The 21,211-nt window shown below is 61.8% G+C and carries 18 protein-coding genes and 1 pseudogene; 13 read left to right on the forward strand and 6 right to left on the reverse strand.

Translation table 11 applies throughout. From position 1 onward, the window contains the following. Positions 1–73 precede the first annotated feature (73 nt). The gene (locus tag ACZ5ZH_RS15815) at positions 74–1,111 is read left to right on the forward strand and encodes an IS110 family RNA-guided transposase (protein ID WP_464772958.1); all 1,038 of its coding nucleotides are present in this window, start codon (positions 74–76) and stop codon (positions 1,109–1,111) included. A gap of 557 nt (positions 1,112–1,668) precedes the next feature. Here the strand turns inward: ACZ5ZH_RS15815 and ACZ5ZH_RS15820 are convergent. Both ACZ5ZH_RS15820 and ACZ5ZH_RS15825 read right to left on the reverse strand, forming a co-directional pair. Beyond that, entirely contained in the window at positions 1,669–4,239 is a 2,571-nt protein-coding gene (locus tag ACZ5ZH_RS15820) for a glycoside hydrolase family 2 TIM barrel-domain containing protein (protein ID WP_464772959.1), read from the reverse strand. Between the two features lie 205 nt (positions 4,240–4,444). Beyond that, the gene (locus ACZ5ZH_RS15825; RefSeq protein WP_460988231.1) at positions 4,445–5,560 is read right to left on the reverse strand and encodes a ThuA domain-containing protein; all 1,116 of its coding nucleotides are present in this window, start codon (positions 5,558–5,560) and stop codon (positions 4,445–4,447) included. A 253-nt stretch (positions 5,561–5,813) separates the two neighbouring features. On the opposite strand from ACZ5ZH_RS15825, the gene ACZ5ZH_RS15830 reads away from it, so the two are divergent. The 4 genes from ACZ5ZH_RS15830 to ACZ5ZH_RS15845 all read left to right on the forward strand — a co-directional run bounded on the left by ACZ5ZH_RS15830 (position 5,814) and on the right by ACZ5ZH_RS15845 (position 9,436). Continuing rightward, complete coding sequence (locus ACZ5ZH_RS15830; RefSeq protein ID WP_464772960.1) at positions 5,814–5,999, forward strand: hypothetical protein; 186 nt, start codon at positions 5,814–5,816, stop codon at positions 5,997–5,999. A gap of 14 nt (positions 6,000–6,013) precedes the next feature. Next, positions 6,014–7,582: an aldehyde dehydrogenase (NADP(+)) gene (locus tag ACZ5ZH_RS15835; RefSeq protein ID WP_464773301.1), complete on the forward strand. Its 1,569-nt coding sequence runs from the start codon at positions 6,014–6,016 to the stop codon at positions 7,580–7,582. Beyond that, a complete protein-coding gene (araD1, locus tag ACZ5ZH_RS15840) occupies positions 7,579–8,556 on the forward strand; it encodes an AraD1 family protein (protein WP_464772961.1) in 978 nt (325 codons plus the stop codon). The genes ACZ5ZH_RS15835 and araD1 overlap by 4 nt, the downstream gene beginning before the upstream one ends. A gap of 160 nt (positions 8,557–8,716) precedes the next feature. Continuing rightward, a complete protein-coding gene (locus ACZ5ZH_RS15845; protein ID WP_464772962.1) occupies positions 8,717–9,436 on the forward strand; it encodes a FadR/GntR family transcriptional regulator in 720 nt (239 codons plus the stop codon). Positions 9,437–9,661: 225 nt separating this feature from the next. On the opposite strand, the gene ACZ5ZH_RS15850 is transcribed toward ACZ5ZH_RS15845, so the two are convergent. Then, positions 9,662–9,958, reverse strand: coding sequence for a hypothetical protein (locus tag ACZ5ZH_RS15850; RefSeq protein ID WP_464772963.1), 297 nt, complete (start codon positions 9,956–9,958; stop codon positions 9,662–9,664). 220 nt (positions 9,959–10,178) lie between these two features. Here ACZ5ZH_RS15850 and ACZ5ZH_RS15855 point away from each other — a divergent pair, with 220 nt between their 5' ends. The 7 genes from ACZ5ZH_RS15855 to ACZ5ZH_RS15885 all read left to right on the forward strand — a co-directional run bounded on the left by ACZ5ZH_RS15855 (position 10,179) and on the right by ACZ5ZH_RS15885 (position 17,225). After that, the gene (locus tag ACZ5ZH_RS15855) at positions 10,179–10,382 is read left to right on the forward strand and encodes a helix-turn-helix domain-containing protein (protein WP_449469228.1); all 204 of its coding nucleotides are present in this window, start codon (positions 10,179–10,181) and stop codon (positions 10,380–10,382) included. A 235-nt stretch (positions 10,383–10,617) separates the two neighbouring features. Beyond that, on the forward strand, positions 10,618–10,914 hold the full coding sequence (locus tag ACZ5ZH_RS15860) for a ThuA domain-containing protein (RefSeq protein WP_464773302.1): 297 nt from the start codon (positions 10,618–10,620) through the stop codon (positions 10,912–10,914). Positions 10,915–11,180: 266 nt separating this feature from the next. Beyond that, a complete protein-coding gene (locus ACZ5ZH_RS15865; RefSeq protein WP_464772964.1) occupies positions 11,181–12,464 on the forward strand; it encodes an MFS transporter in 1,284 nt (427 codons plus the stop codon). 3 nt (positions 12,465–12,467) lie between these two features. Beyond that, positions 12,468–13,610, forward strand: coding sequence for a Gfo/Idh/MocA family protein (locus tag ACZ5ZH_RS15870; protein WP_464772965.1), 1,143 nt, complete (start codon positions 12,468–12,470; stop codon positions 13,608–13,610). Beyond that, positions 13,610–14,695, forward strand: coding sequence for a sugar phosphate isomerase/epimerase family protein (locus ACZ5ZH_RS15875; protein WP_464772966.1), 1,086 nt, complete (start codon positions 13,610–13,612; stop codon positions 14,693–14,695). Before ACZ5ZH_RS15870 ends, ACZ5ZH_RS15875 begins: the two co-directional genes overlap by 1 nt. Further along, positions 14,692–16,857, forward strand: coding sequence for an outer membrane protein assembly factor BamB family protein (locus ACZ5ZH_RS15880; RefSeq protein ID WP_464772967.1), 2,166 nt, complete (start codon positions 14,692–14,694; stop codon positions 16,855–16,857). The genes ACZ5ZH_RS15875 and ACZ5ZH_RS15880 overlap by 4 nt, the downstream gene beginning before the upstream one ends. After that, positions 16,854–17,225, forward strand: a complete 372-nt coding sequence (locus ACZ5ZH_RS15885; RefSeq protein WP_464772968.1) for a c-type cytochrome — start codon at positions 16,854–16,856, stop codon at positions 17,223–17,225. Before ACZ5ZH_RS15880 ends, ACZ5ZH_RS15885 begins: the two co-directional genes overlap by 4 nt. 105 nt (positions 17,226–17,330) lie before the next feature. Here ACZ5ZH_RS15885 and ACZ5ZH_RS15890 read toward each other — a convergent pair whose 3' ends face one another. From ACZ5ZH_RS15890 to ACZ5ZH_RS15900, 3 genes and pseudogenes are all read right to left on the reverse strand, one after another. Continuing rightward, on the reverse strand, positions 17,331–17,918 hold the full coding sequence (locus tag ACZ5ZH_RS15890; RefSeq protein ID WP_464772969.1) for a TetR/AcrR family transcriptional regulator: 588 nt from the start codon (positions 17,916–17,918) through the stop codon (positions 17,331–17,333). 488 nt (positions 17,919–18,406) lie between these two features. Continuing rightward, positions 18,407–19,038 (reverse strand): annotated as a pseudogene (locus tag ACZ5ZH_RS15895) (tyrosine-type recombinase/integrase). A 100-nt stretch (positions 19,039–19,138) separates the two neighbouring features. Continuing rightward, positions 19,139–19,525, reverse strand: a complete 387-nt coding sequence (locus ACZ5ZH_RS15900) for a hypothetical protein (RefSeq protein ID WP_464772970.1) — start codon at positions 19,523–19,525, stop codon at positions 19,139–19,141. Positions 19,526–19,602: 77 nt separating this feature from the next. Here ACZ5ZH_RS15900 and bchE point away from each other — a divergent pair, with 77 nt between their 5' ends. Further along, positions 19,603–21,174 (forward strand): magnesium-protoporphyrin IX monomethyl ester anaerobic oxidative cyclase, encoded by a 1,572-nt coding sequence (bchE, locus tag ACZ5ZH_RS15905; protein ID WP_464772971.1) that lies wholly within the window; start codon positions 19,603–19,605, stop codon positions 21,172–21,174. Positions 21,175–21,211 lie beyond the last annotated feature (37 nt).

A 21,211-nucleotide genomic window follows, 5' to 3' on the forward strand; every position in this document is an offset into this window, starting at 1 on the left:
TGTATTACGCCGTCTTGAACTGATGCGGTGGATGCCTCCCTTCGCCCGGCATCGTATGATGCTGACTAGCGCCATGGTGGCGCGCGAAGGAGGAGCATATGTCGGACGCACACATGCTGGCGTCGATCTGGCAAAGCGGAGCTTCCAGGTCTGCGCGACCGATCAAGCAGGGTCGGTTCTATATAATCGGACGGTCTCTCGGTCCAAACTGGAGGCTTTGTTCAAGGGTCAGCCTCGCTGCATCGTCGCGATGGAGGCTTGCGCGACGAGCCACTTCTGGGGCCGGTTTGCGGGCGCAGAAGGTCATGAGGTTCGGTTGATCCCACCGATCTATGTAAAACCGTTCGTGAAGAGGCAGAAAAACGACGCGGCAGATGCGGCGGCCATTGCCGAAGCAGCTGTGCGCCCGAACCTGCATTTCGTGGCGGTAAAGAGTGCGGAACATCAAGCGCGGGCGGTTGCCTACCGAACCCACCAATGTTTTGTCAGTCAGCGTACGCAGACCATCAATGCCCTGCGAGGGCACCTGGCCGAATTCGGTCTGGTATTCCCCCAAGGCGTTCCTCACCTGAAAGATATCCGCGCGACGGTGGACAACGATAACATCGACGTGCCTGCCAGTATCCGGGATATCGCACGCCTTTACCTGGAGCACATCGACGCCCTCTCTGCCAAAATCGACGAACTTTCGTTCAGATTACGAGAGGCTATAACGGTCAGCGCCGAGCTTCGCCGCCTCTGCACGGTACCGGGTGTCGGACCAGTGACCGCCGGTGCGATCATGGCCTTCGCGCCAGACCTGCGCACATTTGGCAGCGGCAGAAACTTTGCGGCATGGGTCGGCCTGGTACCGAAGCAGCGATCGATGGGTGGGAAGGCGCGGCTCGGGTCCATGAGCAAAATGGGACAAAGCGACATTCGCAAGCTTCTCGTTGTCGGTGCGATGAGCAGGATTCGATGGATTGTTCGCAAAGGCGTTCTCCCCGACAACTGGCTGGGACGCCTGATGGCCCGCAGACCGCGGATGGTGGTTGCCGTCGCGCTGGCGAACAAAATGGCGCGGACAATCTGGGCGATGATGACACGCGAGGAAGACTACCGTTTGGCGTGAATGGCGTAACCGCCATAGCGCTCGGGGCCTTGGTCCCGGCAAGGAGATCGACTGATATTATGCGACAAGGACTTCAATGTTCACGGTGCGGCTAACCAGTCCCGGGGCGAGAGCGAACCAAGCTCGCTGAACCGATGTGGCCCGGATCGTTCGAACTGCATAACGGCCCGTGGCGTCAGCAAGCCACACCAGAGGCCTGACACACGACCGATGAAGCGCTCTGCCGAGCAAAGTCAGAAAATCACCTTGCAATCTGGGAGGCATCCACACACGACCCTGCTTGATCGGTCGCGCAGACCTGGAAGCTCCGCTTTGCCAGATCGACGCCAGCATGTGTGCGTCCGACATATGCTCCTCCTTCGCGCGCCACCATGGCGCTAGTCAGCATCATACGATGCCGGGCGAAGGGAGGCATCCACCGCATCAGTTCAATGCCGATAGATCACGCCAAGAGCGGGCGAGCCGTCAAGTTGGCGGAGATTTTCGCGGACTATATCCACGGAAATTGCGGCGCCATGAAAATAGGTGGTCAGCATGCTCCGCAGGCTTCTGGCCGTTCAGCTCTTGCCGACGACTGACAGCCTGAACTGAGCGCTCCGCAATCCTTCCGATCCGACACTGATGGTCGTCGTGCCCGAACCCGTGGGCCGGATGATCGCCAGTGCGCGGCCATGCCAGCTTTTCGCCACCGGTTGCCGGAAGCTCGCCAAGCCGCGCGGGTTGGCGTTGCCGAATGCGGCAAGTTCGGCGCTTCCGCTCAGCGAAAGCCGCAGAACATGCGCGGCGTCAGGCACCAGCCGGCCATTGGCGTCGACGACCTCCACGGTGACATGGGCGAGATCGTTCCGGTCGGCGGCTATCTTGGGACGATCGAGCTTAAGCCGCAGGGCTGCTGCAGCGCCCGCAGTCTCTAATTTGCGGCTTCCGATCTTCCGCCCCGCCAAATAGGCGGTCACGACCAGCCGTCCGGGCTCATAGACCACTGGGATCCGCGCTGAGGATGTATTTTCGGGTGTCATCGCCCGGTCCTCGATCATCTTGCCATTCAGTTCGATCGTGACGCGGTCAGCAGGAGTGAAGATGCTGACGTCGAGCGGCTTGCCCTCGGCACCCGGCCAGGTCCAGCTTTCAAGCTCATCGCGCCAGCCCCACAGGAAAGGCCGCTCCTGCTTGCCTTCCGGGATCGGCCGCTGGACCGCAACCTCAAGTGGGCTGAGGCCCCAAATAACGTCGCGGGCGAGCGACTGCGGCCGCTGTTGGCCGATCAGGTCGAGATCGCCGCAGGACGCCCCGAACCACGGATATTCATCCGGGCCGAACGTCTCTCCGGACAGGAGCGTGCGGCCGATCGCCGCCTCGCCCAGATAATCCATTGCCGTCCATACGAAGTCGCCGATCAGGTATGGCGAGCGATCGGTGAGGCGCCACACCTTGTCCACGTCGGCCGGGAAGCTTTCCGTTCCCACCATGACCCTGTCGGGGAATTTTGCATGGTCTCGTTCGTAGTTGCTGAATTTATAATTATAGCCGGCAACGTCGAGGAACTGGGCGGCGGCCTGATCCGGTCGTCCATCCGGACCGGTCACATCGGGGCCGGGGCTGCCGTTGATCGCCTGCGTCACCGGACGGGTCGGGTCAAGCCGGTGCAACTCGTCGCTCAACATTTTCGCTATCGCAACGCCTTCAGGCTGGCCGCGCTCGGGGATCTCGTTGCCGAAGCTCCACATGATTACGCTAGGATGATTGCCGTCGCGCCGGACCATCGCCTCCAGATCCCGCTGCCACCAGCCATCGAAATAAAGGCTGTAGTCGTCCGGATTCTTGGCCACCCGCCACATGTCGAAGGATTCCTCCATCACCAGTATGCCGAGCCGGTCGCAGGCGTCGAGAAAGGCGGGAGAGGGTGGATTGTGCGATGTCCGGAGCGCGTTGAAACCTCGCGCCTTGAGCATTTCGACCTTGCGATATTCCGCGCGGTCGATCGCCACGGCGCCAAGGATGCCGTTGTCGTGGTGAACACAGCCGCCACGCAACTTATATGGCTTGCCGTTGATGCGCAGGCCATTCTGGGCGTCGATCTCGACCCGGCGGATGCCGAGGGGAGCCGTCATCCGATCGATGACTTCGCCGCCCGCCTGCAACGTGCATTCCACCTGATGGAGATGGGGCGCGTCCGGCGACCACAGCCGGGGACGTGCCATTTCCAGCGACGTTGTCACACGGTCACCGGCCGCCACGGTCTTTTCGGCGACGGCTTTTCCTGCATCGTCGAGGATGCGGGTCGTCACCATGCCGCCGGTCTGCGATCCCTCGATCCGGGTCACGACCTCCACGGTGGCCTTTTCTTGCGACACGCTGGGTGTGGTGACCGTAACGCCCCATTGTTCGAAACGGAACGCGCGCGTGATGTCGAGCCACACATGCCGGTAAATGCCCGAGCCCGCATACCAGCGGCTGTTGCGGCCGATATTGGCCGCGCGCACCGCCAGCACATTGTCGCCTGATGGTGAAAGGTGCGGGGTCAGATCGTATGCGAAGGGGACATATCCGTTGGGCCGCTGGCCGAGCAGGACGCCGTTCAACCAGACCTGGGCATTCATGTGAACGCCGTCGAAGACGATCTGGACGCGGGCGTCAGGGCTAAGCGGCGGCAATTTGAAGCGCTTGCGATACCAGCCGACGCCACCGACGGTGAAGCCGGTGGGCGCGCCGCTGGCGCTGCGGGCATAGCCCAGATTGTCGTTCAATCCGGCATCGAACGGGCCGATGAGGCGGGGCACGTCCTTCGACGGCACCTTCTGCCACAAGGGGGCGCTATCGACCGAGCGAAGCACCGCATTGAGGGCTGGATCGCTTCCCGGACGGTCCTCAATGCTCCAGTCATGCGGCAACTCGACCCGGCGCCATGCCGAATCGTCATAGGCGGGCTTCGCAACGTCCGCGCCGTCGCCGAGCAGGAAGCTCCATCCATCGTCGAAAACTTGGCCCCGACGGTCGAGCGTCAACGGGGCGGGCGATAGGCGAGGGACAAGGGAAAACGCGCGGGAAGCAGGGATCAGCACTGCGGCGCTCACCGACAGGCGCAGGAGCGTCCGCCGGGAAAGACCAGCGCCAAATCGCACGTTCATCGCTCTATACTCCTGCAATCATTGTCGGTGTCGCGGCGGCGGCTGCTCGCAATGATGCCCGAGCCCAGTTGGGACGTCACAAAGCCATTCGCTGAAAGCTCTCCACCGCTTGTTTATTAGTATGAGTATATCCGGCACCAGAAGGCGTCAATCCAGTGCCGTCCTGTCCGGGCCGACGAGTTGGCGATCGCCGGGCCATGCATCCCTATCGGCTTGGGGCAGGACGCGCGCAGGGTTTCCTGGCCGCGGCCCAGGAGATCGCGCTTTCCAGCATCGTCCGGTAGGTTGGGTCGGAATAGGTCTGCGGCCGATGGCCGATCGCCGAATAAAAGGATCGCCCCCGGCCGACGCAGCGGGTCCATGCGATGGGATGATCCCCCATGCGCAGGTCCTGCTTCATCATGCCGATCGGCGAATAGCTGCCTTCATCCAACGTGGCGAGGACATGGGCTCCCGACAGGCGGGGGCTTGCCTTGAAGGAATACCATTCGTCTTTCATCGTCCATGCCGTCGGCAGCCCGGCTGCGACCGGATGTTTCGGATCATCCAGCCGGATTTGCGCATCCTGAAATTGCGGCCCCATCGGATGACCGATGAACCGCGCGCCGATCAGTGTGTCCGCATACCAGTCCCAGAAATAGGCGGGGTCCCCGGCTGAACCATGGACCGCGACGAAGCCGCCGCCGCGCTCGATATAAGACTTGAGCGCCTCGCGCTGGGTCAGGGTCAGCACATCGCCGCTGACGTTGTTCCATATCACGGCATCGAACCGGCTGAGGATCGCCGGAGAGATCGCGCCGCCGCGATCCGTGGCCACCATCGCCCAGCCGTGACGCTTCGCCATGTCGAGGAACGCCGCATGGGCGGCCTCCACCGAGGGGCCGTCGCGAAATCCGGTCATCTTTTCGAACAACAGGATGCGCGGCTTGCCCTTGGGCAGGATGAAGGTCGGCCGGTCGTCGTCATAGCGGGCGCAGCGCGCTACGCGATCCGCATCCGTCACGCTGATGGCCTTCAGCCGATCCGCTATGCTGGCCATCTTGTCCGCGCTGATCCGCAGCATCGCCCCGGCTTCGCGCACTGAAAGAATCGCCGAAAAACTGGGCGCGGTGGTGCTCGTGAACATCGGCGGCAGCTTCGCGAGGATGCCCGGCGCTTCCGTTTCGACAGCGGCGCGCGCCGCGGGGTTCAGCAATATGTCCATGAACGGTGACGCGAGCGAGAATGGCGCGTCGCGCAGCGGGCAATCCAGTGTCGCGGCCGATGCCGGGGCTACGGTGCTGATCAGCGCCAGCAGCGCGATGAGAAGACGCTTGGTCATGCGATTGCGGTCTCCATTGCGAGCGCATTGGCCGACCTACTGCCCCCAAGCACGCAGAACGGCACATATAGCTCACATGCCGCCATCAAGAAAAAACTGTTTCGCAACAGGGCGCTGCCCCCTCGCGTGAGATGCCGAACATTCAAGTTCAATGGATTGGCCAAGGCACGTCCGCTCGTTGATATTTAATTAGTATGAGTATATATGATCCTTGACGGCGTCAATCGCCCGACGCCGCTCAAGAAAGACTGCAATGACCGCCAGCACCCACGGAGGCCGATCAACCGCCTGGTTCGACAACTCCGAGAATATGGAGACGACCGTCCCGCTTGAGCGCCGCCTGAACTTTGACCCCAGCTTGGCGGAGTGTCGGCTTGGCAAGGGCGGCTATCCCTATCCGACCTCGCAGACCTTGGGCCTGCCCCGCGACAATCATTGATGGAGAATGCACAAGTGATCGACGGCAGCGTTCTGGTGGGCGGCGACGCACGCCAGCAGGAAGAGCGGTTCAAGGGTATCGATCCGACAACGGATCTGCCACTTGCCCAGAGCTATTCACAAGCCTCGCCAGAGGACGTCGCGGACGCATGCGCCCTGGCGGCTGATGCGGCGCCGTCCTTTGCCGCCCTGACGCCGGACGCGAGAGCGCGCTTTCTCGAAGCCGTGGCCGAGCGGATCGATGCGATCGGCGATTTGCTTATCGAAACGGCTATGGCGGAAACGGGCTTGCCCCGCATGCGTCTCGAAGGCGAGCGCGGGCGCACAACCGGGCAGCTTCGGCTGTTCGCTTCTGAATTGCGGGCCGGCTACTGGCTGGACGTGACGATCGATCGCGCCTTGCCGGGTCGCGCCCCGCCGCGTCCCGACCTTCGCCGCATGAATGTGCCGCTCGGCCCGGTAGCGGTGTTCGGCGCGTCCAATTTTCCGCTCGCTTTTTCCGTGGCTGGCGGCGATACCGCGTCGGCGCTCGCGGCGGGATGTCCGGTGGTGGTCAAGGGGCATCCGGGTCACCCCGGAACCGGAGAGTTCATCGCTCGCGCCGTGACCCAAGCTGTGACGGACTGCGGTCTTCATCCGGGCGTTTTTTCCTATCTGCCCGGCACTGGCAATGCGCTTGGCGCTGCCGTTGTGGCCGATCCACGCATCCGCGCGGTCGGCTTTACAGGATCGCGGGCGGGCGGACTTGCGCTCGCCGAGATAGCGGCCCGGCGTCCTGAACCTATCCCCGTTTATGCCGAAATGAGCGCGGTCAATCCCGTCATATTGATGCCGGGCGCTCTCAAAACCCGCGCCGAGACGCTTGGGACGGCATTTGTGGGCTCTCTGACGCAGGGGGCAGGACAGTTTTGCACGAATCCCGGACTGGTCATCGCGATCGACGGACCGGACCTCGACCGCTTCCTCGCTTCGGCCACTTCGGCCGTTAGCGAGGCGTCGCCGCTGGTAATGCTGACGCCCGCCATTCGAGCCGCTTTCACCAATGGCGTAGCCAAGCTGGAGACCATGCCGGGCGCCAGGTTGATCGCACAGGCCCAAGCCCCGGAAGGGCGTGCCGGTGCGGCGTTGTTCGAAAGCTACGCTGAGCAAATCGCTCTTGAACCGGCCCTTGCCGAAGAGGTGTTCGGTGCATCGTCCGTGGTGATCCGTTGCAAGGATGCCGATGCGCTGGCGCAGGTCATCTCCGGACTGGAGGGGCAGTTGACCGCAACGATCCACATGGATGATTCTGATGCTGCCGACGCGGCCGCCATACTTCCTCTTCTCGCGCAAAAGGCGGGCAGGGTCCTGGCGAACGGCTGGCCGACGGGTGTCGAAGTGACCTGGGCGATGGTTCATGGCGGGCCATTCCCCGCCACCATAGACGGAAGGTCCACCTCGGTCGGCACCCTCGCCATGTCTCGCTTCCTGCGGCCGGTCTGCTTTCAGGATATCGGCGCAAAGCTGATCCCGCCGCCATTGCAGGACGCTAACCCCTGGCGCTTGCCGCGCCGCCTTGATGGCAAGATGGAGATCACCCGATGATCCGTTCCCTCGTCCAATATGAACAGGATGGCCGGCGCGGCGTAGCCGCTCTGGACGAGAGCGGAGCAGCCCTGATCGTGCGTGACACGGCTTCCGTGCGGATGCTGGCTGGCGATGCGTTGGCGTCGTCCACCACGCTTGCCGCTCTTGCCGAGGAACGCGCAGGGGCTTCGATCGATTTGGCCGCTGTTACCTTGCTGCCACCGATCGATCATGAAGATCCCGCGCATTTGCTGGTCAGCGGCACCGGCCTCACGCATCTGGGCTCCGCCGAAGGCCGCGACAAGATGCACAAGGCCGCCGCCGCCGGTCAGGCCACCGATTCCATGCGCATGTTCCTGATGGGCGAGGAGGGTGGAAAGCCAGCCGCCGGAACTGAGGGTGTGCAGCCCGAATGGTTCTACAAGGGCGACGGGTCGATCCTGGTGCCGCCGGGCGCACCTTTCCGCAAACCTGCTTTCGCGGGAGATGGGGGCGAGGAGCCGGAAATCGCCGGCATCTACTTCAATGCGCCGGATGGTACGCCGGTTCGCCTGGGCTTTTCAATCGGGAATGAGTTTTCGGACCATGTGACCGAACGGGTCAATTATCTCTGGCTCGCCCATTCCAAGCTACGTCAGGCGTCGCTGGGCGCGGAATTGCTGCTGGGCGACCTGCCCGCCGATGTTCGCGGCGCCAGCAGGATTATCCGCGACGGTGCGATCTTGTGGGAAAGTAGTTTCTTTTCTGGCGAGACGAACATGTCTCACAGCATCGAGAATCTTGAGCATCATCATTTCAAATATGACTTGTTCAGACGTGCCGGCGACGTGCATGTGCATTTCTTCGGCACGGCGACCCTCTCCTTTACCGACCAGGTGGAAACGCGCGCGGGCGATATATTCGAGATTGAGGCGGATGCCTTCACCATGCCACTTCGCAATCCTCTGATGGAAGCAACCGAAGAAGGATTGGCTAAAGTGAGGGTGCTATGACCAGCACGCGCTAGGCCTGCCTGTTCGGTGTCGGCATGCTGCCAACGCCGCGACATACCAGGCGAGGAGCTGACCGTCTCGTCAGTCGCAATGCATATCTTTACCGCAAAAATGCCCCTACAAAACCACCGGACAATTTTACTACGGAGAATGGCTCGGGATGCAGCCTCAGGAAGAAGCCAAGAGGTTGCGAATCCATCAGGCACTCGCGCGGCAGATCGGCATAGCTATCGTTTCGGGTGAGCACCCTCCAGGCTATGGTTTCGGGGCGGAGATAGAAGAGGCGCAAGCTCTCGGCGTGTCTCGGACCGCCTATCGGGAGGCGATGCGCATTTTAACGGCAAAGGGCCTTCTCGAAAGCAGGCCCAAAGCCGGAACGCGTGTGACGCTTCGTTCCCGATGGAATGTGTTGGATCCGGACATCCTTGCCTGGATGTTCTCATCAGATCACCCTGATGAGCGCTTCGTTCGGGACTTGTTTGAACTGCGCGGCCTTATCGAGCCTGCGGCGGCGGCCTGGGCGGCTACACGGCGCTCGCCTGAGCAATTGGAAAAAATGCGTGCGGCGCTTGAAGCAATGGCGCGGTACGGCTTATCGACGGAGAGCGGCCGAGAAGCGGATCAGCGTTTCCATGGCGCCATCCTGGAAGCGAGCGACAATGAGCCGCTTGCATCTTTGTCTAGTTCGGTGGGCGCCGCGCTCACCTGGACGACGCGTTTCAAGCAGATGAAGTTTGCGCATCCGCGCGATCCGATCGGTGAACATGAAGCAGTATTTGCAGCTATTGCGGCGAGAGACGCGGACGGGGCGCGATCGGCTATGACAGAGCTACTTCGTCTCGCGCTCGATGATATGGGCTTGTCGTCAATTCGTAGTTGAATGTCTGCCTCTCGGATGGAGGCATGGATGCAAAAGTCAGTACCTCGAAGAAGGCGCTCTCTTCGAGCGCATCGGCTTGGTCAGCAACCAAGGCATGGAGCGATGTCGTCGTCAGCCCAGCCTTCGCGGCTGCGGCTTCGAAGCTGGCATAATCCATCGTCATCAGCGCCGCGACATAATCAAGCGCCTGCGCGATCACCTCGCGGCGCGCCTGCGGATTACGCCCTAGCTTGGTTTCCACCAGCACGATGTCGCCCCGGGGGTGATAAAGAGATTGTCGATGAAGCCGTGCCCGCAGGCCATCTCCCGTACCACCGCGATGGGTGCGCCAAAGCCCGGTTCAATCTGCGCGATGGGGAGGATTTCAGGATGGTCGTGGATCAGCTGCTGCAGCCACGCCTCCTTGAACCCACCCGCCGATCCGAGTTCGACCGGCTCCAGCTTGTGGCTCGTTCCATCCGTCCCGAGCAGGAAGGGCGCGCCAAGTGCCTTGCGGGCGGGCAAGGGGATCATCTGAGTCACAGGACCAGGGCCCTACTGAGGGAAGCGGCCCGCTCCGGCAGTGGACATCCTCTGCTCCCTCCCGATGTGAGATTGATTTCACTCGTTAATTCCAGCCTCACAGTGCGTCTCCTGTCGACAATCAGTAACGGACACACACGCTCTCAGCCCAAGGGAAGTCAAGGCAAATGTCACTGATCGTCTGTAGATCAATCAGTGACATGGGCGCTCTAAGATTGCGGTGGATATTCGCGCGCGCCTTGGATCTAATGTTCGCCGCCTCCGGGAGGAGAAGGGCTGGAGCCAAGAGGATTATGCCGACCGCGCCGAAATCCACCGCACCTATGTGAGCGACATCGAGCGCGGGCGGCGCAATCCCACCATCACCGTGGTTGAGAAGCTGGCGGTGCCATTCGGGATCGCGCCGGGGGATCTGCTGAACTGAGGAGCGGTCGGCACGCGGACCGGCAGCTATCCAGGCGGCTCTCGACCAATGTAAGACGTTCCGATATTGAGTGGGGATGTCGGCTCATGCCGGAACCAGCTGTTCAAACATTTAACAGCAGCCCGCCAGCCAAGCACCATTCTCCGTCGTTCGGAACCAGAGCTGTGGTACCTAGAACCGGTCGTGCGCAGTCAGCCCCTGGCGCAGGCGGTGCGATCGCGCTAAGCGCTGGCAGATAGCCGATGAATGGTATTCCTTCACCAGCAACCCTCGCGCCACCGACTCAACCATCCTCGCGACGCTTGATGAAAAAAGCTACGATCCGGTCGGTATGCCCGGGCGGGATCTACGCATGGGCGATCATCCGATCGCATGGACACGCTGTGTCGGACGGGGACGCGTTTTCTATTCTGCCATCGGTCATCTTCCCCAAATCTATTCGGACCCGCGCTATGTAACGCTGCTCCAAAATGCGGTCGGCTGGACGGCTAAGGGGCGGAAACATGACTGCAGCGCGGCTGGTCAGCGGTGATACCGGAATGCCGCTTCGCCTGGTCGCCGTGAACCTGCTGCAATATTTCTCAGGGAACGGCGCACGCTGTGACCGCGCACAATGCGCGCCGTAGCGGCCGACCTTTGATGCGAGATCGGCATGATCCATCAGTATGAAATTTAGTTGCCTTAAAAATTCACCCGTCTATAGATTTGCGCCTTTTCATCGATGGGCGGGGTGGCCGTGGATAGTGTAGTGAAGAGCGTCTGCTGCCTCGGCAGCCAGCTATCGTGTGGATGGCAAATATGAACGCGATACTGCCCGTCGCCAATGTCCCCGTGACGGGGAATCGAGCGCTACGCGTGCGCCTGTTCATCATGATGGCGCTACAAATGGCGGTGTGGGGCGCTTGGGCGCCCAAGCTGTTTCCCTATATGACGATGCTCGGCTTCACCGCGAGCCAGCAGGCGCTGGTCGGCAGTTGCTGGGGCATCGCGTCGATCCTCGGCATCTTCTTTTCCAACCAGTTCGCCGACCGCAATTTCGCGGCAGAACGGATGCTGGCGTTCAGCCATGCGATCGGCGGCGCTTGTCTGTTGGGCGCGGCCTTTTCGACTGCGTTCCTTCCCTTCTTCCTGTTCTTCCTGGGGTACAGCCTGCTCTATGTGCCGACGCTGTCGGTCGCCAACACGATCAGCTTTGCCAACCTGCGCGATCCGGCTCGCGACTTTGGTAAGGTACGCATGGGCGGCACCGTCGGTTGGGTCATTGCCAGCTGGCCGTTCATCTTCCTGTTGAGCGCCCATGCGGACGTGACGCAGGTGCGGTGGATTTTGGTCGTATCGGCCATCGCGTCCTTTGCAATGGCGCTGTATTCCCTGACGCTGCCTCATACGCCGCCGTGTCGGGACCGTAATTCCGATTCGCTCGCATGGCGTGAAACATTCGGCCTGCTCCGGCAGCCCGCGATCCTAGTGCTGTTCATCGTCACCTTCATCGATTCCGTGGTCCACAACGGCTATTTCGTCGTGTCCGACGCCTTTTTGACTAACCGGGTGGGCATTGCGGGCAATCTGTCGATGGTCGTGCTGAGCCTCGGCCAGGTGGCCGAGGTGGTGACGATGGGCGTGTTGGGGGTCGTGCTTGCCCGACTAGGCTGGCGCACCACGATGATTGTCGGCATTCTGGGCCATGCCGCGCGGTTCGGTGTCTTTGCGCTGTTCCCTGACAGCGTGACGGCGGTGGTCGCGGTTCAGTTGCTGCATGGCGTCTGCTACGCCTTCTTCTTTGCAACCGTATACATCTTCGTCGATGACGCCTTTCCAAAGGATGTGCGGGTGAGCGCGCAGGGGCTTTTCAACCTGTTGATCCTGGGCGTCGGCAATGTGGTCGCCAGCTTCCTGTTCCCGATGCTGGTCGCGCGGCTGACCATCCGTCCGGGAACCGCGCTGGTCCCGCCCGAGGTCGATTATTCGACCCTGTTCATGGTGCCGACGGGGCTTGCTTTGTTTGGTGCGCTACTGCTGGCGGTAGCCTTTCGCCCCGCTCAGCGAGGCCCCGCGCCGGTAGCGAAATCGGAGGATAGCTGACTCATGACCGGTGCAACACGCCCGATCCGCCTCGCCATGGTCGGAGGCGGCCCCGATGCCTTCATCGGCCCGATTCACAAGATGGCTGCCGAACTGGATGGCCGTTTCCGCCTTGTCGCGGGCGCGTTTAGCCGTGACGCAGAAAAATCGCGGAGCGCTGCGCGAGGCTGGGCGCTGGACGAGGCGCGGGGATATCCCGACTTTCAGACCATGATCGCTCAGGAGGCAGGCCGCGAGGACGGGGTGGAGGCTGTGGCGATCGTCACCCCTAATCACCTGCATCTGCCCGTCGCGCGGGCGGCTTTGACGGCGGGACTGCATGTCATCAGTGACAAGCCCGCCACGGCGACCCTGGCCGAGGCGCTGGAGTTGCGGGACATCGTCGGGACGGCTCGCGCGCATTATGCGCTGACCTACACCTATACCGGCTATGCCATGATCCGTCAGGCGCGGGAGATGGTGGAGCGGGGCGACATCGGCCGAGTGCGCAAGGTGGTTGTGGAATATAGCCAAGGCTGGCTCGCCACGGGCGACGACGCGAGCAACAAGCAGGCCGCGTGGCGCGTAGACCCCCGTCTCGCGGGGGCGGGCGGATGCAGCGGCGACATCGGCGTCCATGCCTTTGATCTGGTGGAGTTCGTCACCGGGATACGGGTCGAGAGCCTGTGCGTCAGCCTGTCGGCCCTGGTGGAGGGGCGGGTGCTGGACGATGACTGCAACGCTCTGATGAAGCTGGAGGGCGGCGTGCCGGGCGTGCTGGTGACGTCACAGGTAGCGACCGGTGACCGCAACGGGCTGCGCCTGCGCGTCTATGGCGAAAAGGCGGGGCTGGACTGGAGCCATGAACAGCCTGATCGGCTGATCGTCAACCCGGCGGATGGCCCAACGCAGATTTTGCACAGCGGCGCGCCCTATCTTGGCGGGTCGAGCCTGGCCGCGTCCCGCCTGCCGACCGGCCATCCTGAAGGCTTTATCGAGGCGTTCGCTACACTCTATCGCGATTTCGCCGACCTCATCCAAGGCCGTCCCCTCAGCGCGCCGTTGCCGGACATCGACAATGGCGTACGGAGCCTCGCCTTCGTGACAGCGGCGGTGCGTTCGAGCATCAACGGGTCGACTTGGGTTTCCATCGGAGACGTGGCGTAATGAAGACCATCAAGGGACCGGGCATCTTCCTGGCGCAGTTCGTGGGTGACAAGCCGCCGTTCGATACGCTCGAAAACCTCGCCAGTTGGGCCGCCGATCTTGGCTATGCGGGTCTGCAAATTCCCACCGGCGTGGGCGGGCTGTTCGACGTCGCATTGGGTGCCGAAAGCCAGACCTATTGTGACGATGTGAAGGGCATGCTGGCGGATCGCGGGCTGGCGATCACCGAACTTTCCACCCATCTGCAAGGCCAGCTGGTGGCAGTACATCCGGCCTATGACGCGCTGTTCGACGGGTTCGCGCCGCCGGAAGTGAGGGGTAATTCGGCCGCACGGCAAGAATGGGCTGTGTCGCAGATGCGCGCCGCTGCTGCGGCCAGCCGGCGGCTGGGCCTGAGCGCGCACGCCACTTTCTCAGGCGCGCTGGCCTGGCCCTATGTTTATCCCTGGCCTCAACGCCCTGCTGGGCTGATCGAGGAGGCGTTCGCGGAACTGGCGAAGCGCTGGCATCCGATCCTTGACGCGTTCGAGGATGCCGGGGTCGATCTCTGCTATGAAATCCACCCCGGTGAGGATTTGCATGACGGCGCGACGTTCGAGCGGTTCCTGGACGCGGTAGGCGGTCATCGCCGCGCCAATATCCTTTACGATCCCAGCCATTTCGTCCTGCAACAACTGGACTATCTGGCGTTCATCGACCTTTACCATGAGCGCATCCGCGCATTCCATGTGAAGGATGCCGAATTTCGTGCCGATGGCCGGTCGGGCGTCTATGGCGGCTATCAGGGCTGGGTTGATCGGCCCGGGCGTTTCCGCTCACCCGGCCATGGGGAGGTCGATTTCGGCGCCATCTTCTCCAAGATGGCAGCGAACGATTATCCCGGCTGGGCGGTGTTGGAATGGGAATGCGCGCTCCTTCACCCGGAGGAAGGGGCAAGGCAGGGCGCGCCGTTCATTCGCGACCATATCATCCGCGTGACCGATCGTGCGTTCGACGACTTTGCCGCAAGCGGCGTTGACGCGGACCGCAATCGGCAACTGCTCGGCCTGAAGCGCGCCTCGGCGGAAAATGGGGGTAGGGGGTGAGCCTCTTCGCTACTACAAAGCGCCTGTCGCCAAAAATGGCGATCCTTGGCGCCCTTGGTCTCGCCGCCTGCGCCACCGGAGGCGTCGCCACCCTCACAGGGTCCACGCAAGGGTCCGGGGTATCGCTGGGGCAGGATCAAGCGGGCGACCACTTTTATACGCTCGATCAGATCAAGCCCGCCAACGTCGCCCAGCTGCAAGTTGCATGGACCTATGAAACCGGCGCGGGTGGACTGCAGACGACCCCGCTGTTTCGCGACGGCCGCCTCTATATTGTCACGCCAACCCAGCAGGTCGCTGCGCTGGACCCCGAAACCGGCGACGAAATCTGGAAGGCCAGCGCGGCGGTGCGGGGCCAGCAGCCGGTCCGCGGCCTTTCCTATTGGCAGGACGGGTCGGAACGCCGGCTTTTTTCTTCCCTCGGCAGCACGCTGATCGCGCTCGACGCGGATAGTGGCAAGCCGATTGCGGGTTTCGGCAAGGATGGCGCCATCGACCTGCGCGAGAATCTGGGGCGCGATCCTGCGACGATGGCGACTTTCCTGACGTCGCCTGGGATGGTGTTCGGCGACCTCATCATCGTCGGTTTCCGCACATCGGAAACGCGCCCTGCCGCGCCGGGGACCATACGCGCCTATGACGTGCGGACCGGGCAGCTGCGCTGGTCCTTCAATACCATTCCCCATCCCGGGGAGGCGGGGCATGACAGCTGGCCCGAGGACGCGTGGAAAGATGCAGGCGGCGCCAATGCTTGGGCCGGGATGGCGCTCGATGAAAAGCGCGGGATCATCTATGTGCCGACTGGATCGGCGGTGGACGACTTTTACGGCGCGGACCGAAAGGGCGACAATCTCTTCGCCAACTCGCTGCTGGCGCTCGACGCGCGCACCGGCAAGCGGCTTTGGCATTTCCAGGCCGTTCATCACGATTTGTGGGATCGCGACCTGTCCAGCCCGCCCGCACTGGTCACCGTTACGCGTAACGGGCGGCGCATCGACGCCGTTGTGCAGCCGTCCAAGCAGGGTTTCCTGTATATCCTCGACCGTGTGACCGGAAAGCCGGTCTTTCCGATTGAAGAGCGCCCCGTTCCGGCCAGCGACATGCCGGGCGAGTTCGCCTCTCCCACCCAGCCGTTCGTCACCACGCCCGCCCCATTCGCGCGGCAGCGCCTGACAGCCGATATGCTGACCAAACGCACGCCCGAGGCACATGAGGCGGCGTTGAAAGCCTTTGCGAAGATGCGGAGCGAGGGACCGTTCATCCCGTTCACGACGAAGGCGCCGACCGTGATGTTCCCCGGTTTTGACGGCGGCGCCGAATGGGGTGGCCCTGCCATTGATCGCAAGCGGGGTATACTGTTCATCAACAGCAATGATGTTGCCTGGACCGGCCAGCTTGCGGCCCGCAAGGCGACGCCTGCCGTCGCAACGGCCACACCAGCCCGAGGGGCCGGACTCTATCAGGAGCAGTGCGCGGCTTGTCATGGTCAGGATCTCAAGGGGTCGCCGCCCGCTTTCCCGGGCCTGGTTGATGTAGGCAAGCAGCTTTCGGCGGCCAAAATCAACGAAATCATCCAGCAGGGGCGGGGACGTATGCCCGGCTTCCCGCAGATATCCGCTGCCGATCGCAGCGCGATCACTTCCTATTTGCTCGGCGAACAGGAACAGGCCGGCGCCTCGGACAAGCGGGAGGTTGCCGCTCCCGCCGATGCGAAGTCCGCGCGTTCGCCCTATTATCTCACCGGTTACCGCAAGTTCGTGGACATTGACGGCTACCCCGCCGTTGCGCCGCCTTGGGGTACGCTGAACGCCATTGATCTCAACAGCGGCAAATATCTCTGGAAGATACCGCTTGGCGAATACCCCGAACTCATCGCCAAAGGCGAGCCGCCGACCGGAAGCGAAAATTACGGCGGCCCGCTCATCACCAACTCCGGCCTGCTCTTTATCGGGGCGACGATCCATGATCGCAAATTCCGCGCCTTCGATAGCCGCACCGGACGCCTGCTCTGGCAGACCGTGCTGCCTTACGCCGGTGTAGCCACGCCTACGACATTCATGTCCGGCGGTCGCCAGTTCATCGTGATCGCCACAAGTAACCAGCGCAATCCGAAGGCGCGGCAAGGCTCCGCCTATGTTGCCTTTGCACTGCCCACGAAATGAAAGAAGGCCGCATGTCACCTTATACCCTGTTGATCAGCCTGTCCCTCGTTGCTGTAGCGTCACCCGCGCTTGCCGCCGATGGCGCCAAGCTGTTTCAGTCCCAGTGCGCGATGTGTCACAAGCCTGCGGTCAGCACACCGCTGGCACCCGCACTGAAAGATGTGGTCGGACGCAAGATTGCGAGCCGGCCCGATTTTACTTATTCCAGCGGCCTAAAGGCGAAGCAAGGGGACAAGTGGACAGAGCAGAATCTGGACGCCTTCCTTGCGGCTCCCGTCAAATTCGCGCCGGGCACACGCATGCCGATGAATGTGGCCAACGTGGCAAATAGGGCAGCTTTGATCGCTTATCTCAAAACGATAAAATAAGCGTCGGACTGCATCTCACTTTGAAAGATCATAGCTTCGACAGAGTTGCGGTTGCCAGCCCTCCCACGAGCGTGTTGACGTCGGGCAATGCGCGGGACGGGGCGTTCATTGCCGTCGGTCAGCATTGCCAAGGAGCAGATCGATCTCGGTTGCCAGCGCGGCCGCCATATCGATCGACCGATCAACCAGCCAGCGCACCTGCAGGCCATCCGACTGCGCGATCAACATCATTGCGGCATGATCTGCATTGAGTGTCGATGTGACGGTGCCTGCTGCCTGCCGCTTGCGGATTTCATCTGCGATGTACCCCTGCAGCGCGGTGAAACGAGCGCCGAAGAAGGCGTGTGCCGGATGTGACGGATCGGCAGCTTCGGCTGCGAAAGCGGTGTAGAGTTGGACCAGGCCCGGCGTGGTCGTGTTGCGTCGTGCCGTTTCTACCAGAGAGGCGAAGATATCCTTGTCAGCTGTCAGGCTGGCGACATTGCCCTCGTCCCACATGCGCAGCACTTCTTGCAGCAGAACTTCGCGCGACGAGAAATAGTAGATGATGTGCGCGCCATCGATCCCGATACTGCGTCCGATCTGGCTTAGCGACGCCCCACGATAGCCATCACGGCTGATGACCTCGACAGCGGCACGCAGGATTTCGTCCCGCCGTTCCTGTCCTTTCGCGTATGGTCCGCGCCTTTTCATTCTGTGCTCGTAACAGCAGCGTCACTGAAAATACAAGGTCACGATATGACGATCAAGGCTGATCCGACCGAGTTTGCAGGCAAGCGCGTGGCCATCAGCGGTGGCGCCAAGGTTCTGGGCCGATCGGCGGGGTCAAGTTCGTCCAGGCCAACCTCAGTACTGCAGAAGCAGCAAAGCGCTAGCGGACGCTGCGCTTGGCGGGAGCGTCTGCTCTCGCCGTAAGCCGTCATTCAATCTAGGAACCTGGAACGGCGGCAATGTCCCACGAGCTTTCGGCAAGAAGCGACCAAGTCGGGCCGTTCCCCCACCAAAGCCAGAACGGCTGCTTTTGCCGAAACCCGCCATCCCGGGTTCATTGAGCAGACCGGCAGCTACGCGCCAAGGTCGGTCGCTTAGGCGGGGCTAGCTGCATCCTGAAACCGGTCATTCCCATAGGGTGTAACAATTGGGACTCGGCTCGCGCGACCGGACGGGCCGAGCTCCTACAATTAAATTTCGATGCCTTCTGCCAACGTAAGGGCATCCTCTATATCGATGCCGAGATATCGGACCGTGTTCTCGATCTTGGTATGCCCGAGCAAGATTTGGACTGCGCGAAGATTGCCCGTCGCCTTATAAATGATGGACGCCTTTGTTCTACGCAGAGAGTGCGTGCCATACTCCTCTGCCCGCAGACCGACCCCGGTGACCCACTCATCCACCAACCGGGCATATTGCCGGGTGCTGAGGTGGTTCGCGTGATCTGTTCGGCTTGGGAAGCAAAATCATCGACCGATCCTCCTCGGCGTTCGAGCCATGCCAAAAGGCTGGCCCGGGTCGTGTCCGTCAACTCAAACTGCACCGGGCGACCCGTCTTTTGCTGAATAACGATTGCGCGCGAGCGCACCGCGCCACCGCTCACCAGGTCTCCAATCCTGATCTTGACAATGTCGCAGCCGCGCAGTTTGCTGTCGATCGCAAGATCGAAAAGGGCGCGATCGCGGAGCCGCCTCTCTCTATCGAGCCAGAAGCGAATCTCCCAAATCTGCTTTGGCTTCAAGGCGCGCTTCGAACCAACCTTCCTGCCGGCGTTCCAGGCGGGGCGTTCTCCAAAAGCGGGGTCATATACTGAATGTCCCATGACACATCTCCATCGGCCAATGTGGCCGCAGGAGAAACGGTGGCTACGATTCCTATATGCACGTTGGAACGATCGCATAGGCCTGAATCCGGTTGGCAACTCAAATCAGATGGAGGCCCGCCTCGCACGATATCAGCAGGCCAGCCGCGCCGAGGGCAATCGCCACCAGCCGACGAGCGCCGAAGCTGCCTGCGCTGGAAAATATGAGCATGCTGCCTTCTTCCTGCTCGATTGTCCGGAGTGCGGCGGCATAGCTCTCCTCTTGATGATGGAGACGGTGCGCAATAAAGCTGGTGCCCACCAACACAATGCCCGCTATGAATCGCACGGCGATCCACCATGAAGGCCGACTGATCGCAATCGCCGTTGCGGCGCCGGCCATGATCGCGAGGTTGGTCGCGATCACTAGGAAATAGAGCCTGCCGAAATGGAGGCGATGATCTGCCAGCACCCGATATTGGACCAATCTGGCCCCCAGTTTATCCATCGTTTCTCCTTCGGATGTTCATCATCCCTTGACCACCCCATGACAGACGAAGATTAATAGAGCCGAGAGTCGCTAATTTGTATATCCTTCTGGTGAACGTCCCCCATCCGGCAATCGGAAGCCGCATCCCCAAGGAGCAACTGCCTCCCTTCGGCTTGCTCTGTGTGGGTGGCCCCCTCATCGATGATGGCCACCGCGTGGAACTGATCGACGCTGAGTTTGGTCCGATGCCGCTGGACGATCTCATTGCGGAGGTCGTTCGGCGTTCGCCGGACGCGGTCCTGTTCGGTCATTCCGGTTCATCATCGGGACACCCGATCATTTCAAGGGTGTCGGCCGCCGTTTCGTTGGCACTGCCCAAGGCCGCCATAATTTATGGCGGCGTTCACCCGACCTATTTCTGGCGCGAAATTCTCGCGCAGGAACCGCATGTCCACGCGATTGTGCGGGGAGAAGGCGAAGAGACGGGCCGCCGCCTGATGCAGGCAATTTCGCGGAACGAACCTCTGAAGGAGGTTCCCGGTATCGCCTATCGCCAGGATGGTGTGCCTGTCGCTACCGAGGCAGCGCCCGTGATCACCGATCTGGACGCCTATCGCGTAGGTTGGGAACTCATCGATCATGCGCGCTACAGCTATTGGGGTGGCAAGCGCGCGGTCGTGCTCCAGTTTTCCCGAGGATGCCCTCATCTGTGCAACTATTGCGGTCAACGTGGCTTCTGGACGCGCTGGCGCCACCGCGATCCGGTTCTGCTCGCTCGAGAAATTGCAGGGCTCCATCGTGATCATGGCGTGGAGGTGTTCAATTTCGCGGACGAGAATCCCAGCGCTGGCAGGAAGCCATGGAAGGCCTTTCTGGAAGCACTGATCGCCGAGGACATATCGGTGACGCTGGTTGGATCAACCCGGGCTGACGACATCGTCCGCGATGCGGACATTCTTCACCTTTACAAGAAGGCCGGGTTCGAGCGGTTCCTGATGGGAATGGAGAATACGGACGAGGCGACGTTGAAGCTGATCAGAAAGGGGGGCGCGACGGCCAGCGACCGCGAAGCGATCCGACTGCTCCGCCGCCACGGCATTCTTTCGATGGTTACCTGGGTGGCAGGATTTGACGACCAGGCGGACGTAGACATGTTTCGCGGCCTCAGGCAGCTTGTTTCCTATGACGCCGACCAGATCCAGGCGCTCTATGTAACCCCACACCGCTGGACGCCCTTCTTCCGTATCGCGAAAGATCGTCCCGTGGTGCAGTCCGACCCCACCAAATGGGATTATAAACATCAGGTTCTTGGCATGGCGAAAATGGCGCCATTGCGCCTGTTCCTATGGGTGAAGCTGATCGAAGCGGTGGCACAGCTACGCCCCCGCGCTCTGCTTCGGTGGGCCTGGCACCCCGATCCCAAAATTCGCCATGCCATCCGTTGGTATTATCGAATGGGCCGGCGGGTGTGGCTACATGAGGTGTTCGGCTTCCTTTTTCGCGATCGCGTGCGAGCAGATGGCCAAACCGTTGCCGGTCACCTTGGGGCGCCGCAGGACCATGAGGAAGAGGCGTCGCTTGCAGTCAGCCGACGGCCAATCCGGCGCCATGACATGGCGGCGCGGGAAGGCCATTCTGAAGCAGCGCGGCAAAGAGCGGTAAGCTGACCAGCGACGCGCCCGTCTCATATGCTGCGGCAGTGTC

The sequence above is a fragment of the Sphingobium sp. TomMM7A genome (genome assembly GCF_055397305.1).